This is a genomic window from Streptomyces sp. NPDC046915, assembly GCF_040644935.1.
In the GTDB taxonomy this organism is placed as follows: domain Bacteria; phylum Actinomycetota; class Actinomycetes; order Streptomycetales; family Streptomycetaceae; genus Streptomyces.
This window is the reverse complement of record NZ_JBEYXB010000015.1, coordinates 57,684-76,246: the sequence shown is the minus strand read 5'-3', so window position 1 is coordinate 76,246 and position 18,563 is coordinate 57,684. Positions and strand designations below refer to the sequence as shown.

Genomic DNA, 18,563 nt, shown 5'->3' with positions numbered 1-18,563 from the left:
GGATCAGTCGGTGGAGTCGAGGACGGCGAGGACCCGGAGCATCGGGCGGCCGGTGGTCAGCAGCGAGTCGGCCAGGCCGGCCAGATCGGTCTTGGTGCGCTCGCCCGCCAGGGTCGGCTGCTCCCAGTCGCCGAGGCGCTGCTTGTACGCCTCGATCGGGCCGGTCAGCGCCTTGTCCCACTCGCTGCTGTGCTTGCGCAGGAAGCGTTCGGCGGCCTCCAGGGCACCCGGGATGCCGGAGCTCAGCAGGTCCTGGTCGTGGGGGTGCTGCGGGTTGGCCATGGTCGGGCCGACGCCCGCGCGGCGCAGCACGCCCACCATGTCGTCGGTGACCTCCCCGCGCTGAACGGCCATCCACTTCACCACCGTCGGGCGGCCCAGCGCGTTGGAGAAGATGCCCTGGATCAGATAGGTCGGGGCGTCCACGTCCGCCGTGATGACCGGCGCCTCCTGGCGGCCCAGGCGCACCAGCACCTTGTCCGTCAGCCACTCCACGACCGGGTGGAGGTCGGTGAGGAGGGAGATCTCCGGCCAGCTGGACGAGGACGACTCCCGGGCCCGGACGAGGGAGAGGTCGGCGAGCTTGCGGTTGAGGGTGACCAGCAGGCGTTCGTGCAGGCGCTGTTCGCGACGGTAGTCCGGGGGGAGGGACTTCAGGCGGTGGACCAGGTCGGACGGCGGCCGGAAGGACATCAGGCCCGTCTCCGGGTCCTCGTCCAGCTCCAGTTGCCGCTGCGCGTCCGGGAAGACCTCGCGGATCGCCTCGTCGATGAAGTCCCGGGTGCCGGCGAACAGACGCGGCACGTCGGCGGGCGCGGGCGGGGCCGCGCCGTCCGTGTCGGAGGGGGCGCCGGGGTCGTCGGTGTCGTCGGTGCCGTCGGTGAGGTCGTCCAGCGCGCCGAAGAAGTCCGCCAGGAAGTCGACGCCGGAGTCCTCGGCGGCCGCCGCGCCGGCCGTGGCGTCCAGCGACTCGTCCACCGTGCGGCCCCGCAGCAGATCCTGGATCAGGGACTTCTCCTCCGCCTCCGCGCGGTACAGGCCGGAGACGGCCTCCGCCGTACCCAGGCTGCGGTGCGCCTCGTCCTCGCGCTCCAGCAGCCGCTCGGCGACCGTGCGGTCGTCCTTCGCGCCCTCGACCTCGCTGGTGAGGATCAGCGCCCGGAACTGCGGCTGGTACGCCTGGCCGTAGCGGTCGATGCGGCCGTTGCGCTGCTCGATACGGATCAGGGACCAGGGCACGTCGTAGTGGATCAGCTGGTGGCACTGGCGGTGCAGGTTGACGCCCTCGGACGCCACGTCACCCGTGAACAGCAGGCGCACGGGCGTGTCCGCGAGGCCGAAGTCCTCGACGCACTGCATCTGCTGCTCGTCGGAGAGACCACCGTGCATGACGCGCGCGGCCTCGTTCAGTGCCTTGCCCTTGAAGCCGAGCGCCGCCGGGACCGCCTTGCGCAACCACTCCAGGGTCTGCACGCGCTCGGAGAAGACGACGACCCGGGCGTCGCTCCGCGGACCGACGCCGATCTCGCGCAACTGCGCCACCAGGGCCCGGAACTTCGCCGAGTCGGCCTCCGACATGACGAACGTGAGGTCCTGGAGGCGGTGGAGCGCGGCCAACTCGGCATCCGCAGCCGGGCCCTCCTTCGCCTTCAGCGTCCTGATACGGGTGTCGACCGTCGCCGCCAGGGCCACGTGCGAGGACAGGAAGGACTTCAGCAGCGTGTACGGGAAGAGGCGGCTCTCGCTGACCGAGGGCGTGCCCTCGTCCCGCGGGAGCCAGACCTGCGCCAGTTCCTCGAAGACCTTCTCCTCCGCCGGGGTCGCCGTGCAGTGCACGGACGTGCTCGGGCCCCGGTCCGCCCACTGGCCCTTCATCTGCTCGCGGACCTCGGGGCTGACCTTCGTCCGCCGGATGAACAGGTGCTTGATGTCGTCGGCCGCGTACCGTTCCGGATCGCGGATCGCGGCCGGGTCCAGCAGGGAGATCAGCTCGGCGAAGGACCGCGCGTCACCGTTGTGCGGGGTGGCCGACGCCAGGATCAGCGCGTCCGTCTGCGGGGCGAGCAGCCGGGCCAGCTGGTTGCGCAGCGAGCCGCGGTTGATGAGGTTGTGGGACTCGTCGATGACGACCGCGTCCCAGGTGATGCGCTCCAGATGGTGCTTGTACTGGTCGGTGTTCTTCAGCGTGTCGATGGAGACGATGACCCGCTTGAAGTACGTGAACGGGTTGCGCCCGGCCGGGATCTCCCGCTGGATACGCTCGATGCCGACCGAGTCCAGACGGATCAGTGGAATCGCGAAACGGGTCCACAACTCGTGCTGGAACTGCTCCAGCACGTGCTGCGGGGTGACCACCAGGATGCGCTCACCCCGGCCGCGCCGGATCAACTCCGCCAGGGTCAGGCCGATCTCCAGGGTCTTGCCCAGACCGACCACGTCCGCGATGAGCATGCGCGGGCGCAGGTTCCGTCCCGACAGCGCCAGCTGCGCCGGCCGGTGCTGGTAGGGGAGCGAGTCGAGGAGGAAGGTGTCCGCGAGCGCCAGGCCGCGCTCGGACTGGGGGAGGGGCGTCTTGCGCAGGATCGCTTCGAGGAACAGGCGGCTGCGCCGGAAGTTCGAGGACTCGTCGGGTGTCAGCCTGGTCCGGCGCGGGTCCATCAGCTGCACGTCGTCGAGCTTCGTGAAGAAGACGGCTTCCTGGTCGCGGACGAACTCGGAGACGCCGACCGCCTCGATACGGTCGCCGTCGTGCGCGGTGCGCCGCACGTTCCGTACGAGCCACTCCTCGTCGCGGACCTCGACCTGCGAGCCGGGCGGGTACTTCGCGTCCCCCTGGTCGACGGTCACCTGGTCGACGGTCACGGGGCTGCCTCCTGTGCGAATGGAACGGGGTGTGTCAGGTGTACGGGGGTGTATCAGGTGTACCGGGTGTCGCCGGTGCCGTGGAGTCCTGTGTCAGAACTTCGCGCGCTGCGCGTAGGTCTCGCGCAGTTGCTGGGCCACGCGCCTGGCCTGGACGGAATGCCTGATCTGCGGCGCGGCGGCCCGGTGCGCGGTCCGCTTCCGGGCGGGTGCGGGAGGGGTGGCGTCGGCCCGGGTGATGACGACCGTCGGGGGCTCGGGCGCGGGCTCGCCCGGTTGTGGCGGGGCGGGAGCCGTGGGCGGATCCGCGACGGTGGCGGCCTCGGGTTCGGTCGTCGCCGTGTACGTGGTGAGGCGGCGGCGGGCCTGGGCGACCGTGAGCCCCTCGCTCTCGATCACGGCACGGAACTGCTGGACGACGCTCTGCAACGAGGGGCGCGCGGCCGGGTCGTACGCCAGCATCGCGGTCAGCAGCGGCACCAGCCGGTCCGGGGCGCCGGTCAGGTCCGGCGCGCTGTCCGCCTTGGTGATCAGGTGGAACAGGGCGTGGATGTTCTCGGCCTGGAACGGATAGTGGCCCGTCGCCGCGTACAGCAGGACGGCGCCGAGGGCGTAGACGTCGACGGTCGCCGGCAGCGGCTTGACGCCGTTCGCCTGCTCGGGAGCCATGCAGGCCGGGGTGCCGAGGACGGTGTTCGGGGCGGTGAGGGACGCGCTGGACTCCGTGAACACCGCGAGCCCGAAGTCGATGATCTTCGGGCCGTTCGGGCCGAGGAGGATGTTGGCGGGCTTCAGGTCGCGGTGCAGCAGGCCCTGCTTGTGGACGATGAGGAGGGCGTCGGCGAGCGTCGCGCCGAGCGAGGCGACCAGCACGGCCGGCAGCGGGCCGCAGGCCCCCACGTGTTTGCGCAGGTCCGGGCCGTCGACGTACTCGGTGGCCAGCCAGGGCTGCTCCGCCTCGGGGTCCGCGTCCATGAAGGCGGCGATGCGCGGACCCGAGACCGTCTTCAGGACCTCGACCTCCTGCGCGAAACGCAGCCGGGTCTCCGCGTCGACGACGGACGGCTTGATGACCTTGACCGCGGCGGGCTCCCCGCCCTGCGACTCACCCAGGTACACCTGGCCCATGCCACCGTGCCCGATCCGGCCGAGCAGTTCGAAGTCGCCGAGCCTGGTCGGGTCCTCGGGGCTCAGCGGCGCCGCGTTCACCTTTGTTCTCGTCCCTTCGCCGCCCTGGTCATCCGGTATGTGTAAGGGGTAACGGTAGTCCAATGGGGGGACGAATGTGACGTCTGCCGACCAGACCTTCCTGGACTCCACCGCCGGCCGTCTCGCCGCCCTCCCCACCGTCCGGGCCGTCGCCCCCGGCGGCTCCCGGGCCGGGTGCTGCGCGGGGAGCTGCCGAGGCCCGTCGGCTGTCCGGACGAGTTCCGGCGCACGGCCTCCGAGCGCTGGTACGGCACCCCCCGGGCGACCCTTTCCGTGGCCGCCGTACAGACCGGGCACGCGGTGCTCGCGGCGGAAGCGATTCTCGCCCCCGAATAATGTTTGGGATAAGAACAGTTGACCCTGTTAACGTCCCTTCCGTGGCGAAACTCAATCAGATCATCGCAGTGGAGAAGGGCGTCAAGTCCAAGGCCCACCAGGACCTGACGGCCGCGCACCACGGCCTTCAGAAGCCTGCCCTGCTGGCCGGCATCTCGCGGACGTACCAGCCGAAGGACGAGGAGGGCGAGCAGTTGCCGCCCGAGTCGACGCGGGTGCAGGTGCAGGCCGAGGACGTGCTGCGGCAGACGGCGGCGACGCTCACGAGGCTGTTCGATGTGACCGCCACCAAGGACTGGGCCAACTGCGCCGCCCGCGCGGACGTGAAGGTGGACGGGCGGGTGCTGCTCGCCGACGTGCCGGTGGCCTATCTGCTGTTCCTCGAGAAGCAGCTCGTGGACGTCAACACCTTCGTGCGCAAGCTGCCCGTCCTCGACGCCTCCGAGTCCTGGGTGCAGGACCCGTCCACGGACGCGTGGAAGACCGAGCCCGTGCGGACGCTGCGCACCAAGAAGGTGCCGCGCAACCACGTGAAGGCGGAGGCGACGGACAAGCACCCGGCGCAGGTCGAGGTCTACTACGAGGACGTGCCGGTCGGGTACTGGACGACCGTGAAGTTCTCCGGCGCCCTCCCGGCCCGGCGCGTGAACGAGATACTCGACCGCGTCGAGAAGCTCCAGCAGGCCGTGAAGTTCGCCCGGGAGGAGGCGAACGGCGTGGAGGTCGTCGACCAGCGGACCGGAGACGCCGTGTTCGGTTACCTGTTCGGGTAATCTAAGAGACTCCCCGGCCCATCGCGGCCGGGGTGCGCGAGGAGCGCAAGCTGAAGCTGAGGCTTGTCGTGATGAGCGGCCGTACCCGCCAAAGAATTCAGGGCCGGACCGCGTTCAATCTCAGACTCTTGCTCCAGACTCAGCATTCGCCGCCGATCGCCGGATCGACCGGGCCCAGGCCCCAGTACGTCGAAATGCTGGTTCAAGTCCAGCCCGTGCAGCGCGATGCGCGGTGGTCCAAAGGCAGGACGCGGCGACATAACGACTGACCTGGGCTCTCAAGCGTGCCGGCGTGCCGACATGGGCGGCATTTCAGGACCCGGGGGCAGGCTACGCCCTCGGGTCCGCTTGCGTTCCCCACGGATTACGTGGCGCACCGAATTGCGTTCATAAAGAACACGGCTTCCCGGCCGTCTGTCACACCGCCGAAACACATACGCCCCGTCCCGTTCGGGAACGCGATTTAGGGTTGGAGCACCGAGCAGCCCGGCCACCGTCGCCCGAAGGCGCACCCCTGCCCTCGTCCGCACAGGAGCCCAGTGATCCGCGTCCCCCCAGTCCTGCCCCCGTGGCTCGCCCACGTCTTTCGCGCCCAGCGCGGACCCGTCCCCTGGAGCGCGGTCACGCGGGGTGCGCTGGCCGCCGGTCCGCTGCTCCTCGTCGCCGTGGTCACCGACCGCGTCTCCCTCGGCATCGTCGCGGCCATCGCCGCCATGCTGGCGGGGACCAACGACCGGCCGGGCAGCCGGCGGGCCTCGGTCAAGCGGCTCGGGGTGCCCGCGCTGGCCGGGTCGGCGGGGCTGCTGGCGGGGACGTACGGCGGGCAGCACCTGGCAGCCGTGCCGCTGACGCTGCTGCTCACCGGGCTCGGCCTGGTCGCGGGCGGCGCGGTCGCCGTCGGGCCCGCGGCCAGCGCCGCCGGTTCGCAGCTGCTGGTCGGCGCCGCCATCGGCGCCGGGATGCCGCTGCCCGAACCGGGATGGCTGCGGGCCCTCGCCTTCCTCGCCGGGGCGGGCTGGCTGCTCGCGCTGCGGCTGGCGCTGCCCACACCCGGATCCCTCGCCGGTGACTTCCGCTTCGACGGGGAGCGGGCCGCCGTCGCCGGGGTGTACGACGCGATCGCCGAGCTGCTCGACGCGGTGGGCACCGACGCCGCCCTGACCCGCCGGGCCGCGCTGACCGCCGCCCTCGACCACGCGCAGGACGCCCTCGCCGGACCCCGGCTGCGACGCCACGCCGGCTCCGAGGCCGAGCGCCGGCTGCACGCCCAGTACGCCGCCGCGCTGCCCCTCGCCGAGGCCGCGACCGCCCTCGCCTGGGGCGGGGAGGCCATCGGTGAACGTGCCTCGGAGGGGCCCCGGCGGCTCGCCGGCGCCGTACGCGACAACAGCGCCACCGGCCCGCTGCCCGCACCCCACCGGTCCGCTCCCGCGCTGCGCGCCCTCGACGACGCCCTGCTGCGGGCCGCCGAGACCTTCGACCGGGCCGAGGACGCACAGCGGCGGCTGCACACCCGCCGCCACACCGCGCGGGACCTCCTGCGCGCCGCCCTCGGGAGCGGCGGACGGGAGTACGGCCTCAGGGTCGCCCTCAGCTTCGGAGCGAGCGTGGCCATCGCCCAGACCCTGCACCACGCCCGCTGGTACGGGCACGAGCACTGGTACTGGCTGCCCGTCACGGCCGTCTGGCTCGTCAAGCCCGACCTCGGGCCGCTCGCGTCCAGGGTGCTGTCCCGGGCCGCGGGAACCGTGCTGGGCGCTCTCGTCTTCGCCGGGTTCGCCGCCGTGCTGCCCCGGCCCGAGGGGCTCGTCGCGCTCGTGACCGTCTGCGGGGCGCTCATCCCCGTCGCCGCCCGGCACTTCGCCGCCCAGACCGCCGTCATCACCCTGCTCGTGCTCGCCCTCGTCATGGTCGGCGGGGAACCGCAGGCCTCCGCCGGCCGGATCGGCGAGACGCTGCTGGCCTGCGCCCTCGTGCTGATCGTCGGCCACCTGCCGATGCCGGGGGCGCGCGGCGCGGGCGTACGGCAGCGGCTCGCGACGGCCGAACGCGCCGCGCACGCCTACCTCGCCCACGTGCTGAGCGAGTCCGACGACCGCGCCGAACGGTGGACGCTGCGCCGTGAGGCCTACAGCACACTCGCCGAGGCCCGCACCGCCATAGCCGTGTCCGCCGCCGAACTGCCCGCCCTCGCCCGCCACACCGAGGGCACGGACGGTGTCGCCGCCGTCCTCGAACGGCTCGTGGACACGACCACGGCGAGCGCCGTGCACCTCGACGACACCGGTCACCTGACGCCGGAGCAGACCCGGCTCCTGACCGAACTCGTGGGCGAGCTGGAGCGGGGGCGCGGCAACCCCGTTCCGCAGAAGGCGGGTTCGAATACTCCATGAGGTGAGTCCCGTTCTCCATAGGGTGGATCCCATGGATCTCGCCGACGGCCTCATCGACCAGCCCTACGACGTGTACCGGCGTCTGCGCGAGGAGGCACCCGTACATCGCATCTCCGGCCCCGACGGGACGCCGGCCTGGCTGGTGACGCGGTACGAGGATGTGCGCGAGGCCCTCGCCGACCCTCGGCTGTCGCTCGACAGGAAGCACGCCACGGCAGGCACGTACAAGGGATTCGCCCTGCCGCCCGCCCTGGACGCCAACCTCCTCAACATGGACCCGCCCGACCACACCCGCATCCGGCGCCTGGTCGGCCGGGCCTTCACACCGGGCCGCGTCCAGCAGCTCCGCGAGCCCATCCGGCGCACCGCCGACGAACTCCTCGACGCGCTCGGCGAGCACGGCACCACCGACCTGGTCGCCTCCTATGCCGCGCCGCTCCCCGTCACCGTCATCTGCGACCTGCTGGGCATCCCCGAGAGCCACCGTCTCGACTTCCGGGTCTGGACCGACACCCTCATCGCCCCCGACCCGGCACGCCCGGACGCGGGACGGGAAGCGATGGCCGACATGCTCGGCTTCCTCACCCGCCTCCTGGCCGACAAGCGGCGGGAGCCCACCGACGACCTGCTCTCCGACCTGGTCGCCGTGCGCGACGAGGGCGACCGGCTGAGCGAGGACGAACTGATGTCCCTCGCCTTCCTCATCCTGTTCGCCGGATACGAGAACACGGTGCAGCTCATCGGCAACGCCGTGCTCGCCCTGCTGAACCACCCCGGCCAACTGACCGCCCTGCGCGAGGACCCCGTGCTGCTCCCCGCCGCCGTGGAGGAGATCGCGCGCTACGAGGGGCCCGCCCTGCTCGGCATCCGGCGCTTCCCGGTCGAGGAGGTCACCATCGGCGGGGTCACCGTGCCGGCCGGCGAGACGGTCTGGGTGTCGCTGTCCGCCGCCAACCGCGACCCCGCCCGCTTCCCTGACCCCGACCGCCTCGACCTCACCCGCGACACCGGCGGGCACCTCGCCCTCGGCCACGGCATCCACTACTGCCTGGGCGCCCCGCTGGCCCGCGCCGAGACCGAGATCGCGCTGGCGGCGCTGCTGGAGCGGTTCCCGCACCTCGCGCTCGCCGAGGACGCGCTGCGGTGGCGGCCCTCCCTGCGCGCCCGGGGACTGCTCACGCTTCCGGTGACGTATGCGACGCGTGCTGAATCCGACACGCTCGGTGCTTTTGATGTCGCAAAGTGCACGGACTCTCACCTACCGCAGTGAACAGGTGTCAACAATGTCTCAGTCCCGTCACCTGGCGAGCCCTTTTCCCTTTCCAGAGCGTTAACTCCTTTACGAGTACGACGCATTTCTGGAGGTGCAGGATGGTGAACGGGCGAACAGTGCTCGAACGCTTTCCCGCCGGTGGACCGCGGGGTTCCTGGCCGGCCGAGGAGTTCGCGCACGCGCGGCGCCTCGAAGGGCTGCCCGCCGAGGTCGTCATGGACCTCGCGACCGACACGTTCCTGGTGATCGTCCGGGGTGCCGACGGCACCGAATGAGCGGCTCAACCCGCCTTGGGGGCGGGCAGCTTCACCGTGAACTGGTCCGCCTGGAGCGCGTACAGCTCCGCGTAGAGGCCGCCGGTGGCCAGCAACTCCTCAGGGCTGCCGGACTCCACGAGCCGGCCCTGGTCGAGGACGTGCACCACGTCGGCGTGGCGCACCGACGCCAGCCGGTGGGTGATCAGTACGACGGTCTGGCCGCTGCCCGCCAGCGCGCGGATCCGCTCGAAGACCTCCAGCTCGGCCCGCGCGTCCAGGGCCGCGGTCGGCTCGTCCACGATCAGGATCCGGCCGCGCCGGTACGCGGCCCTGGCGATGCCCAGGCGCTGCCACTGGCCGCCGGAGAGCTGGTGCCCGCCGCTGAAGTGACGGGCCAGCAGGGTGTCCACGCCGTGCGGCAGATCGGTGACCACCTCCTGTGCGCCGGCCTCGTCGATCGCGTCGGCCAGGCGTTCCTCGGTGAGGGGCGCGGCGGAACGGCCGACGGCGACGTTGACCCGGGCCGTGAACGGCCAGCGCTTGAAGTCCTGCGCGACCATCGCGACCCGCTCGGCCAGCTGGTGCCGGTCGGCCCGCGCCGCGTCGACGCCGTCCCACAGGATCCGGCCCCGGTCCGGCTTGTACAGGCCCGCGAGCAGCTTGACCAGGGTCGTCTTGCCCGAGCCGTTCTCGCCCACCAGCGCCACGATCCGGCCCAGCGGGAGGCTGAGCGTGACGTCGTCCAGGGCGGGGCGGGTGGAGTCGCCCGGGTAGCGGAAGGTGACGTTCTCGAAGCGGATCTCGCGAGGATCCTCGGGCAGGGCATCGCCGCCGACCGGGATGGCACGCTCGGCCGCCTCGGTGTACAGCCGCTGGAGGTCACCCACGAACAGGGCCTCCTCGTGCAGCGTGTTGATCTCCAGCACCAGCGTGTCGAGGCTCGCCGAGCCGGTGCGGATCGCGATCACCGCGGTGCCCGCCACGGACAGTGCCATCGCGCCGGACAGCAGCAGCGCGCCGAGCGTCGCGTACGTCGCCACCGTCGCCAGGCCCGTCCAGGCCGCAGCGATCAGACCCGTGCGGGCCGCCAGCCGGGCCAGCCGTTCCTGCTCCGCCTCCGCGCTCTCCGACATCGCCCGGAAGTGCCGCAGCAGGAACGGGCCGACGCCGTGCACGCGGATCTCCGGGGCGGCCTCGGGTTCGGTGAGCAGACCGCTGATCAGATGCCCGGCGCGGGTGTGCTGCACCCAGGTGTGGAAGGACTCGTAGCGGCGCCGGGCGTTGGTCAGCGCGCCCCAGGCGCTCGGCAGGGTCATCGTGATCAGCAGGGGGAGCAGAGCCGGGTGCAGTACGGTCAGCACGCCGGCCGCCGCGATCAGCGAGATCAGCGCGTTGATCACACGTGTGCCGTACATGATCATGCGACGCGCCGACGACGCCCCGTACTGCGCGGTGTCCAGCAGCTTGTGGAAGGCGTGGTCCTCGATCGCGGACAGCTCCACGGCCGCGGCCCGCTCCAGGTACAGCTCGGTGGCCACCCGCTCCACCTTGGGCTCCAGCCGGCCGGTCGCGTACGTCGACGCGGCGCCCAGCAGCGTGGTGACCAGCGCCACCGCGGCCATGACGATCAGGGCGGGGGCGGCGCCGCGCAGCCGATCCTCCAGGGCGCCGCCCCCGAACAGCCGGCCCAGCACGCTGTTCACCGCCAGCAGGCTCACCGCCTGGGCCACGCCCCGGCCCGCCTCGGCGGCCAGCACCCTCCGGCCCGCGCTCCGGTCGGCCTCCCGGGCCAGCCGGAAGCTGGACGCGAGCATCCCGGGCAGCCGGGTCACCATGGCCCGGAAGTCCAGCTCCAGGAAGGCGTCCGTGTGCTGGTTCCACCCCATGTCGTAACGCAACGGCCCACCGAACAGCAGCCGCTCCGACTCGGACACCTCGGGCCCCGCCGAACCGCGCCTCTTGCCCACCGTCAACCTCCCCCGCGTCATGACCGAACGGCCACTATCCCGGGCACGAACCCCCACGAGGCAGAGCGCGAGCCAAATCGACTGGGGCACGCGGGCGTACACCACCCGGCTCGCTGAACAACACGCTGTGCAACAGCCCCTCCGGCGTTCGAGCAGGGGGGCTAAAAAACAGCCCCTCCGGCGTTTGAGGAGCGGGGTCTGGGGCGGAGCCCCAGGCGGGGTCGAAGGGGCGCAGCCCCTGGAGGACGGGAAGGGTAGGGGCGGCGGGGGCGAAACCCCTCCCGGACCAGCCCTGGCACGGCCCCAGCTCCACCCCCCGCCCAACCCGCGGAGCGCTACGCGCTGATGGGACGCGACCAGTCCGGCGTAGCCCCGATGACCCGGCACAACGCGAGGTACAGCGGAATCGGCGGGGTGTACGGAACCGTGCCCTCCGGCCGGTGGATGAGACGGGCGGTCCGGGGAACCGGCGCGCCGGTGGCGTACACGGCGGGCGCGGGCCACGGCAGCGCGTAGTCGGAGTCGGACGGCACGAGCCACCACCAGTGCGCCCCGTCGGTGTACACACACCCCACGCGCGGCAACCGCGGCACGATCACCGGCCCGAAGCGGGCGGGAACGGCCACGGCGTCGCAGCCCAGCGGCGCCGTCATGCCGTCGGGCACGGCCGGCAGCGGGGCACGCCCCGCGCTTCCGACACCCCCGGCACCCACGGCACTCCCGGCACCCCCCGAGGCCCCCTGCTCACGCCGGATGCGCACCAGAGTGTCCAGGCCCATCGCCTGGCCGGGGCGAGGCCCGCCGGTCACGGCCTACCCCACGTCCGGTCCCGCTCGCGCGGGATCCGTCCCAGGACGTCCGTGTCGTGCAGGGCCTTCGCCTGCTCGTCCTCGCCGGGACCGCGCCCCGAGCCGTGGCCCGTGCCATGGCCCGTGCCGTGGCCCGTCCCGTGCGGCGCGGCCGGCTTGGAGCGCGCGCCCCACCCGAGGTCGTTGCGCGCCTCGTCCGCGTCGCCGTGCGAGGCGTCGCCCCTGCGCGGCAGCTCGGCCCAGACCAGCAGACCGGACCCGAGCTCCTGCGCACCCCAGGCCCGGCACATGGCGTCGACGAGAAGCAATCCCCTCCCGTGCTCCTCGTCGGGCCGCTGCGGCGACGGGTGGGGCTCACCGGGTGCACAGCCCTCGTCCTGCACGGCTATACGCACGGTGTCGTCGTGATCGTGCAGCTCGCACACGACACGACTGCTCGCGGTGTGCACGATCGCGTTGGTGACCAGCTCGGATATCACCAGAACCGCCGTGTCACAGGTGTCCGCGCAGACCTGCCAGCCCGTCAACCGGGCACGCGCCAGACGTCTCGCCTGTGCCGGCGAACCCGGATGTGCGGCCAACTCGAAGCGGAACCGGCGCCCGGCAGCGCCCCCACCTGGGGCGACTCCCGTGGCGGCACCGAGACCGAAACGGCCTGCGGCGGCGTCTGTTCCTAAGGGCGCGGACGGAATCACGCTTGCCACTATCTCCCCGCCGTGAACACTTGGCAAGTGTCACTCTGAAAATTGCAGAGTGCTGTGTGACTCGGTCAAACGCCGTGGCACACTGCTCGCAACAGCACGTTGAGCGGCGCCAGTTGGGATCGGCGAGGATCCACATGATCTTCGAACGTGATTTCGAATGGCGCCGTAGGTCTGTCAGTGTTTCCCGACGTTCCGTCACGGCCTCTCGCGCGCAGGCGCGTTGAGCCGTGTTCGAGTCGTATTCGTCCATGGAGGTGGGAGCGTGAGCGAGCCGCGGTCCGCGCCGACGGTGGGCCAGGTGGTCCTCGGCAGGCGCCTGCTGGACCTGCGGGAAGGCGCCGGGCTCAAGCGGGAGGAGGCCGCCAGGATCCTCCGCGTCGCCCCCGCCACCGTCCGCCGCATGGAGATGGCCGAGGTCAGCCTCAAGATCCCGTACCTCCAACTGCTCCTCAAGGCATACGGAGTCGGCGACGAGGAGGCCGAGGCCTTCGTCCAGCTGGCCGAGGACGCCAACAAACCCGGGTGGTGGCAGCGGTTCCACGACATCCTGCCCGGCTGGTTCTCGATGTACGTCAGCCTGGAGGGCGCGGCAAGCCTCATCCGCTCGTACGAACCGCACTTCGTGCCGGGCCTGTTCCAGACCGAGGACTACGCACGCGGGGTTCTGAGGTCGGGCGCCATCGGACAGACCCGCCCCGAGGACATCGAGCGGCATGTCGCGCTGCGCATGGAACGCCAGCAACTGCTCACCCGTTCCGACGCGCCCCGGTTCTGGGCCGTCATGGACGAGACGGCCCTGCGCCGTCCGGTCGGCGGCCCGGAGGTGATGCGCGCGCAGCTCGACAGGCTGATCGAGGCCACGAAGCTGCCCAACGTGACGCTCCAGGTCGCCCCGTTCGCCAACGGGCCGCACCCCGGCACGTACGGGCCCTTCGTGCTGTTCCGATTCGCCATGCCCGAACTTCCGGACATGGTCTACAGCGAGTACCTGACCGGCGCGGTCTACCTGGACGCGCGCACCGAGGTGGCGACCCACCTCGAGGTCATGGACCGCATGGCGGCGCAGGCCGCTACGGCACAACGCACGAAGGAGATCCTCCGGGATCTCCGCAAGGAGCTGTGAATGGATCGCATCAAGCCGCGCAGTCGCGTCTACAACGGCATGCCCGCACGGGAGTTGGGCAGCGAGGGGTGGCACAAGCCCTGGAGCGGCGGCAACGGCGGGAACTGCCTGGAGGCGATGAAGCTCGCCGACGGCCGGATCGCCGTACGCCAGTCCACCGATCCGGACGGTCCGGCGCTGATCTACACCACGGACGAGATGACCGCCTTCATCGAGGGCGCCAAAGCGGGGGAGGCCGACTTCCTGCTGTCCTGACCGCCTGTTCTTATCGCGTGTTGTTTTTGTCTCTTGCTGAACTTCCCCCTTCGGGTAATGACTTGAACATCTTATGGAGTGCCTCATGACCGGGCAGGACCCCACGGCCGCCGTCCAGATCGACACCAGCAGGCCACACCCCGCACGCATGTACGACTGGTATCTCGGCGGCAAGGACAACTACCCCGTCGACGAGGAGATGGGCCGGCAGATGCTGGCCCTCGACCCCAGGGTGCCGGTGATGGCCCGGGTCAACCGCGCGTTCATGCACCGCTCCACGCGGTGGCTGGTCCAGCAGGGCGTACGGCAGTTCCTGGACGTCGGCACCGGCATCCCGACCGAGCCGAACCTGCACCAGATAGCCCAGCGGGTGGCACCGGAGTCCCGGATCGTCTACTGCGACAACGACCCGATCGTGCTGGCCCACGCGGCGGCCCTGCTGCGCGGCACGCCCGAGGGTGCCACCGAGTACCTTCAGGCCGACGTGCGCGACCCGGCCGCCATCATCGAGGGCGCGAAGAAGGTACTGGACCTCGACCGTCCCGTAGCGCTCTCGCTCGTCGCCCTGCTGCACTTCGTCTCCGACGCGGACGGCGCGCACGAGCTGGTCGACCGGCTGCTGTCCGAACTGCCCTCCGGCAGCTATCTGGTGATGACCCACGCCACCGCCGACTTCACCCCGGAGGAGTCCGCGGCGGCCACCGAGAAGCTCAAGGCGGCGGGCGTCACGCTGGCGCTGCGCTCCCGCGAGGAGTTCACCTGCTTCTTCGCCGGACTCGAACTGGCCGACCCCGGCGTCGAGGTCGTCCACAAGTGGCACCCCGAGCTGGGCGATCCGGTTCCGGGGCAGGACGACGGGGTGATTCCGGGGTACGGGGCGGTCGGCCGCAAGGCATAACTCCCGCCTGCCTGTTCCCGGCCCAGCTTCGGGCCCGGCCCCGCTCCCGGCCCCTTCCGGCCTCCTCACGGCGGCGGCAGTACGGCGCACAGCGCCTCCACTGCCGCCGCGTAAGCGTGTTCGGGCGGCGTCGCGTAGCCCACGACGAGGCCGTCCCCGACGGGCATGTCCGTCTCCGGGTGCCGGAACGCCCCGAGGCCCTCCAGGGCCACGCCGTGCCAGGCCGCGGCCTTGAGGGCGGAGGGCTCGCTTCCGGGCGGGAGCCGGAGCACCGCGTGCAGCCCGGCCGCGATGCCGGTGACCCCGATGTGCGGGGCGTGCGCGGCGAGCGCCGCGACCAGCCGGTCCCTGCGGCGCCGGTAGCGCTGCCGCATGCGCCGCACATGACGGTCGTACGACCCCGAGACGACGAAATCGGCCAGCGCCAGCTGGTCCGGGACGCTCGCCCACGCCTCACGCTCGCCCTTGGCCGCGAGTACGGCGTCCACGTACCGCTCCGGCAGGACCATCCACCCGAGCCGCAGCGCGGGCGACAGGCTCTTGCTGACCGAGCCGATGTGGATCACCCGCTCGGGATCGAGGCCCTGGAGCGCGCCGACCGGCTTGCGGTCGTACCGGAACTCGCCGTCGTAGTCGTCCTCCACCACCACCCCGCCACGCGCGCGTGCCCAGTCGACGACGGTGGCCCGGCGCTCCGCGTGCAGCGGACCCCCGGTGGGGAACTGGTGCGCGGGCGTGAGCAGCACGGCCCGTTCGCGCCCCAACCGGTCCACTCGCGCGCCGTGTTCGTCGAGGGGGAGCGGTACGGTCCGCACACCGGCCGTCGCGAGCACCTGCCGGTGGAAATCCAGGCCGTACGCCTCCACCGCCAGCGGACCGCGCAGCACACCGCCGCCGCTCTGCCCGTGCCCGAAGAGCAGCCGGAGGGCGTGCGCGAAACCGGAGCAGACGACGATCCGGCCCGGCTCGGTGCGCACGCCACGCGCGCGTGCCAGATACTCCGTGAGCGCCTCCCGCAGTTCCGGCCGCCCGGCGGGATCGCCCGGCCCGAACGCCTCGCTGGGCGCTGCCTGGAGGGCCCGCCGGTACGACGCGCCCCAGGCCGCCCGGGGGAACGCGGACGCGTCAGGAGTGCCCTGCCGGAGGTCGTGCCGGGGTCCACGCGCGCGTGCGGGTGCCTTGCGCGGCGTCCGTACGGCCGGCCGCAGCGGCTCGGCCCGGTCGGCGACGCGGGTGCCCGAGCCCTGGCGGGCGGTCAGCCAGCCCTCGGCGACCAGTTCCGCGTAGGCGTCGGCCACCGTGTTGCGGGCGACGCCCAGGTCGGCGGCGAGCGAGCGGTACGGCGGCAGCGGGGTGCCCGGAGCCAGCCTGCCGCCGCGCACGGCCTCGCGCAGCGCCCGGATCAGCGCGGCCCGCCGCCCGCCCGGCCCGGACAGCTCCGCCTGGAGGTCGAGATGCAGGTCCGAGCCGATCCGCTCGGCCAGATTGACCCATGATTCCGCCATGGAAATGCACCCTACAACCGGTCTTTCCGGCCCATAGGTTGAAGGACATGACGACGAACACCACAGCTTCCGCCCCGACCACCACCCCGACCACTGCCGAGACCGCCGCCGGGACCGGACGCACCCGCCTCGACTTCGCCAAGTCCGCGCCGAAGGTCTTCCGCGCCCTCATCGGCTTCGACGCCGCCGCCCGCGAGGGCCTCGACCCCGCCCTGGTCGAACTGATCCAGATCCGCAGCTCGCACCTCAACCACTGCGCCTACTGCCTGCACATGCACACGAACGACGCCCGCAAGGCGGGCGAGAGCGAGGACCGGCTGCACATGGTCGCCGTGTGGCGCGAGGCCGGCCACTTCTTCACCGAGAAGGAACAGGCCGCGCTCGCCCTCACCGAGGCGGTCACCCTGGTCGCCGACGGCGGCGTCCCCGACGACGTCTACGCACAGGCGGCGGCCCAGTTCGACGAGACCGAACTGGCCCACGTACTCGCCCTGATCTTCGCGATCAACACCTGGAACCGGGTGGCCCTGTCGACGGCCAAGGTGGCCGGCACGGACGAGCGGCGCCGCTGACCCCGGGACGGTCACACCCTCATGGGCCGGTCGTACGGTCCTATCGGCGACGGCAGCCGCGAACTCCCCGTCAGATAGTGGTCGACGGCCGCCGCCACCGCCCGCCCCTCCGCGATCGCCCACACGATGAGCGACTGCCCGCGCGCGGCGTCCCCGGCGGCGAACACGCCGGGGACGTTGGTCGCGAACCCGGCGTCCCGGGTGATCGTGCCGCGCGGCTCCAGCGCCAGCCGCAACTGGTCGATCAGGCCGTCCCCGCGGTCGGGCCCGGAGAAGCCGAGGGCCAGCAGGACGAGATCGGCGGGGATGTCCCGCCCGCTGCCGGGCAGCGGGCTGCGCAGCGCGTCCACCTCGACCAGGTGCAGCGACCGCACATGCCCGTCCGCGTCGCCGGTGAAGCGCAGCGTCGACGCGGCGAACAGCCGCGCGTCGGCGTCCGCGACCGGCGCGGTCTCCAGGTCGCGCGCCTCCTCGTGCGCGGCCGACATCCGGTAGATCTTCGGATACGTCGGCCAGGGCTCGGTGTCCTCGTCGCGCTCGGCGCCCGGCTGGGCGTAGATGTCCAGCTGGGTGACGGACGCGGCCCGGTCCCGCACCGCAGTGCCCAGGCAGTCGGCGCCCGTGTCACCGCCTCCCACGATCACGACGTGCTTCCCGGTGGCCGACAGCGGCGACACCTCCAGATCGCCCTCGCACACCCGGTCGGCCAGCGGAAGGTACTCCATCGCCTGGTGTATGCCGGTCAACTCCCGGCCCGGCACGTCCAGTTCCCGCCAGGCCGTGGCGCCCGTGGCGATGACGACGGCGTCGTACCGTGCACGCAGCTCGGCCGCGTCGACGTCCCGCCCGACCGCCGTCGACGTGCGGAACTTGGTGCCCTCGGCGCGCATCTGCTCCAGCCGCCGGTCCAGATGCCGCTTCTCCATCTTGAACGCGGGGATGCCGTAGCGCATCAGCCCGCCGAGCCGGTCGTCCCGCTCGTACACGGCGACGGTGTGCCCGGCCCGCGTCAGCTGCTGGGCCGCCGCCAGCCCCGTCGGACCCGAACCGATCACCGCGACGGTCCGCCCGGACAGCCGCTCCGGAGGCCGTGGCGGCGCGAAACCCTCCTCCCAGGCCCGGTCGGCGATCGCACACTCGACGTTCTTGATGGTGACGGCCGGCTGGTTGATGGCGAGCACGCACCCCGCCTCGCACGGCGCCGGACACAGCCGCCCGGTGAACTCGGGGAAGTTGTTCGTGGCGTGCAACCGGTCGCTCGCCGCCCGCCAGTCCTCGCGCGAGACCAGGTCGTTCCACTCCGGGATGAGATTCCCCAGCGGGCAGGCGTCGTGGCAGAAGGGCACCCCGCAGTCCATGCAGCGGTCGGCCTGTTTGCTGATGATGGGCAGCAGGGCTCCCGGGACGTACACCTCGTCCCAGTCCTGGACGCGCTCCGCCACCGGCCTGCGCGGCCACTCCTGGCGGGGCGTGTTCATGAAACCCTTGGGATCGGCCATGGCCGTGTTCCTTGCTCGGGCGTATGACGGGCCGTGCGTCAACGGGCGGCACACTCTTTCGGCCACTTTACGTCCCCTCCGCCCCGCCCGCAGAGGGGTGGACAGCGCTTACTGCGGGTGGTCCCTCA

15 protein-coding genes are annotated in these 18,563 nt (G+C 72.0%); 8 read left to right on the top strand and 7 right to left on the bottom strand.

The annotated features are described in order from the left end of the window. Positions 1-3 precede the first annotated feature (3 nt). Both ABZ915_RS32850 and ABZ915_RS32845 read right to left on the bottom strand, forming a co-directional pair. Positions 4-2,862, bottom strand: a complete 2,859-nt coding sequence (locus ABZ915_RS32850) for a DEAD/DEAH box helicase (protein WP_361810781.1) — start codon at positions 2,860-2,862, stop codon at positions 4-6. Positions 2,863-2,955: 93 nt separating this feature from the next. Continuing rightward, positions 2,956-4,071, bottom strand: a complete 1,116-nt coding sequence (locus ABZ915_RS32845) for a serine/threonine-protein kinase (RefSeq protein WP_361810779.1) — start codon at positions 4,069-4,071, stop codon at positions 2,956-2,958. A gap of 377 nt (positions 4,072-4,448) precedes the next feature. On the opposite strand from ABZ915_RS32845, the gene ABZ915_RS32840 reads away from it, so the two are divergent. The 4 genes from ABZ915_RS32840 to ABZ915_RS32825 all read left to right on the top strand — a co-directional run bounded on the left by ABZ915_RS32840 (position 4,449) and on the right by ABZ915_RS32825 (position 9,121). Further along, the gene (locus tag ABZ915_RS32840; RefSeq protein ID WP_361810777.1) at positions 4,449-5,180 is read left to right on the top strand and encodes a hypothetical protein; all 732 of its coding nucleotides are present in this window, start codon (positions 4,449-4,451) and stop codon (positions 5,178-5,180) included. Positions 5,181-5,719: 539 nt separating this feature from the next. Beyond that, positions 5,720-7,573: an FUSC family protein gene (locus ABZ915_RS32835; RefSeq protein ID WP_361810775.1), complete on the top strand. Its 1,854-nt coding sequence runs from the start codon at positions 5,720-5,722 to the stop codon at positions 7,571-7,573. Between the two features lie 31 nt (positions 7,574-7,604). Then, positions 7,605-8,843, top strand: coding sequence for a cytochrome P450 (locus ABZ915_RS32830; protein WP_361810773.1), 1,239 nt, complete (start codon positions 7,605-7,607; stop codon positions 8,841-8,843). Positions 8,844-8,944: 101 nt separating this feature from the next. After that, positions 8,945-9,121 carry a hypothetical protein gene (locus ABZ915_RS32825; protein ID WP_361810771.1) on the top strand — a complete coding sequence of 59 codons (177 nt, stop codon included), beginning with the start codon at positions 8,945-8,947 and terminating at the stop codon, positions 9,119-9,121. A gap of 5 nt (positions 9,122-9,126) precedes the next feature. On the opposite strand, the gene ABZ915_RS32820 is transcribed toward ABZ915_RS32825, so the two are convergent. The 3 genes from ABZ915_RS32820 to ABZ915_RS32810 form a co-directional block, all read right to left on the bottom strand. Beyond that, on the bottom strand, positions 9,127-11,091 hold the full coding sequence (locus tag ABZ915_RS32820) for an ABC transporter ATP-binding protein (protein ID WP_361810769.1): 1,965 nt from the start codon (positions 11,089-11,091) through the stop codon (positions 9,127-9,129). A gap of 314 nt (positions 11,092-11,405) precedes the next feature. Further along, a complete protein-coding gene (locus ABZ915_RS32815) occupies positions 11,406-11,879 on the bottom strand; it encodes a hypothetical protein (RefSeq protein ID WP_361810767.1) in 474 nt (157 codons plus the stop codon). After that, complete coding sequence (locus ABZ915_RS32810) at positions 11,876-12,583, bottom strand: ATP-binding protein (RefSeq protein ID WP_361810765.1); 708 nt, start codon at positions 12,581-12,583, stop codon at positions 11,876-11,878. The genes ABZ915_RS32815 and ABZ915_RS32810 overlap by 4 nt, the downstream gene beginning before the upstream one ends. A gap of 262 nt (positions 12,584-12,845) precedes the next feature. On the opposite strand from ABZ915_RS32810, the gene ABZ915_RS32805 reads away from it, so the two are divergent. From ABZ915_RS32805 to ABZ915_RS32795, 3 genes are all read left to right on the top strand, one after another. Beyond that, positions 12,846-13,706 carry a helix-turn-helix transcriptional regulator gene (locus ABZ915_RS32805; RefSeq protein ID WP_361810763.1) on the top strand — a complete coding sequence of 287 codons (861 nt, stop codon included), beginning with the start codon at positions 12,846-12,848 and terminating at the stop codon, positions 13,704-13,706. Then, entirely contained in the window at positions 13,707-13,961 is a 255-nt protein-coding gene (locus ABZ915_RS32800) for a DUF397 domain-containing protein (protein ID WP_132854465.1), read from the top strand. 85 nt (positions 13,962-14,046) lie between these two features. Further along, positions 14,047-14,859 (top strand): SAM-dependent methyltransferase, encoded by an 813-nt coding sequence (locus tag ABZ915_RS32795; RefSeq protein ID WP_361810761.1) that lies wholly within the window; start codon positions 14,047-14,049, stop codon positions 14,857-14,859. Positions 14,860-14,924: 65 nt separating this feature from the next. On the opposite strand, the gene ABZ915_RS32790 is transcribed toward ABZ915_RS32795, so the two are convergent. Beyond that, the gene (locus ABZ915_RS32790) at positions 14,925-16,364 is read right to left on the bottom strand and encodes a PLP-dependent aminotransferase family protein (RefSeq protein ID WP_361810759.1); all 1,440 of its coding nucleotides are present in this window, start codon (positions 16,362-16,364) and stop codon (positions 14,925-14,927) included. Positions 16,365-16,411: 47 nt separating this feature from the next. On the opposite strand from ABZ915_RS32790, the gene ABZ915_RS32785 reads away from it, so the two are divergent. Continuing rightward, positions 16,412-16,936: a carboxymuconolactone decarboxylase family protein gene (locus ABZ915_RS32785; RefSeq protein ID WP_361810757.1), complete on the top strand. Its 525-nt coding sequence runs from the start codon at positions 16,412-16,414 to the stop codon at positions 16,934-16,936. Positions 16,937-16,947: 11 nt separating this feature from the next. Here the strand turns inward: ABZ915_RS32785 and ABZ915_RS32780 are convergent, their stop codons facing one another. After that, complete coding sequence (locus ABZ915_RS32780; RefSeq protein ID WP_361810755.1) at positions 16,948-18,435, bottom strand: glutamate synthase subunit beta; 1,488 nt, start codon at positions 18,433-18,435, stop codon at positions 16,948-16,950. Between the last annotated feature and the right edge of the window lie 128 nt (positions 18,436-18,563).